This window comes from Kitasatospora sp. NPDC059803, from assembly GCF_042732255.1.
Classification (GTDB): Bacteria; Actinomycetota; Actinomycetes; order Streptomycetales; family Streptomycetaceae; genus Kitasatospora.
The window spans coordinates 1-1,559 of sequence record NZ_JBHWIJ010000575.1; the positions used below are offsets into that span (position 1 = coordinate 1).

Consider the following 1,559-nt stretch of genomic DNA (forward strand, 5'->3'; position numbering starts at 1 on the left):
CGCTCGCGGGGCGCTGGGGGGGGGGGGGGCGCCCGTGTGGGGGGCGGGGCGCGCGGGGGGGGGGGGGGGGGGCGGCCCCCCCCCCCCGGGCGCCCCCCCCCCCCCACGACACCCACCGCCGCGAGGGCGAACGCGTTCACCAGCCAGCCGTAGTGCCGGTGCGGCGTGCCGACCTCAGCGAAGGCCCCGATGACGACGGCTGCGAGCAGCCCCGCCCGCACCCAGCCGTCCGTCAGGCCGTCCCGCCGGCCGTCGCCCCCGCTCACGGCCGCTCCTCACGATCGCGGGACCTCGGCCCCGAGGCGAAGTGCTGGTCACCGTGCTGCACCGCGAACACCTCACCGGAACCGGTGGCGGAGTTGACCTGGACCACGACGTCCGGCCGTTGCGCGGTCCGCAGCGTCGCCAGAGCTATGACGTCCTGGGCGAGAGCCGGGTCCCGGTCGAGCAACTGGAGCAGGGCCTCGGTCCAGAAGTCCACGGCCGCGGCGTCGACCGCTCCCCTCGTGGCGGTCGACCCCCGCTCCAGCGCGACGGACAGTTCCCTGCGGCGGCTGCCGTGGGCCCGGGCGATGACGCCGCTCATCAGTCGCCTCGCCTCGTTCCACAGATCGGTGCCCATCGCGGACACCAGAGCGGTGGCTCCGCTCGCGGCCAGCTCGGCGAGTTCCTGGTTCATCGGCGCTTCAGCCCCGTTCGTTGTAGTGGATGTGCTGGCCACCTCGGCCGACGGCGAAGACCGTGCCCTTCCCCGTGGCTTGGACGAGTTGCTCCACGGCCCGCGGCTCGGCTTCCGCAGGCCGCTCGCGGGAGCCGGATTCCGGGCCGGGACCGCCGTGCGGCCCGACCGGGCTGCCCGGATACCAGAGCCAGGCCCGTGCGGCGTACTCCTTGACCCGGACCTCGGCCGCGGTGAAGGCACCAGCTTCGAGCCCCTCGTAGCCGTGCCCGACCGTCTCCTCGTAGTAGTGCTGCGACAGCACCGCGGCCACCGGGGTGCCGTCCGGACCGTCCAGGAGCGCATGCCGCAGCGGGGGCGAGTCGAGCAGCCGGGCGAGCGCCTCGAACGGGGTGCCGGAGACCGTACCGTCCGGATCGAGCCGGACCTCCCCCGCGTGCGCGGCGGCCCGTACCCGCAGCCGGGTGTCCGGGCCGGCGTGCCGGTTGTGCTCGCGGATCCGCGCGCCCAGCTCCGGCAGCAGCGGGACCAGCAGTCCGGCCTTGGGCAACCCGGCCGGGGCGACGAGCCGGCAGCCGTCGCCGGTGTCCACGTACGCGAAGTCCCGCCGGTCCAGCTCCGCGACGCCGAGGGCGCCGAACAGCGCGGACCGCAGCACGCCGCGGATCTCCTGCAGCCGCTGCTGACCGCGGCCCGCGGAACCCGCGATGTCGCACGCCAGCAGAGCTCGGTACTCGTACCTCGGATTCACATTCCCTCCGCGATCACGACGAGGGCCGGCGGTTCGATGATCGAACCGCCGTGCGGCCCCAAAATACCGGGGGCGCACGCAATGTAGAAGGTAAAGTAATGATTGGGGGGCGGGGGAAAACGGAAAGAA

Annotated in this window: 2 protein-coding genes; both read right to left on the minus strand. The window is 74.3% G+C overall.

The features are described from left to right. Positions 1-262 precede the first annotated feature (262 nt). On the minus strand, positions 263-679 hold the full coding sequence (locus ACFV6I_RS39600) for a hypothetical protein (protein ID WP_380431148.1): 417 nt from the start codon (positions 677-679) through the stop codon (positions 263-265). 7 nt (positions 680-686) lie between these two features. Then, positions 687-1,430: a hypothetical protein gene (locus tag ACFV6I_RS39605; protein WP_380431151.1), complete on the minus strand. Its 744-nt coding sequence runs from the start codon at positions 1,428-1,430 to the stop codon at positions 687-689. Positions 1,431-1,559 lie beyond the last annotated feature (129 nt).

Coding starts and splice junctions, on each gene's coding strand:
- ACFV6I_RS39600 (WP_380431148.1), bottom strand. CDS start 679: ATGAACCAGGAACTCGCCGAGCTGGCCGCGAGCGGAGCCACCGCTCTG.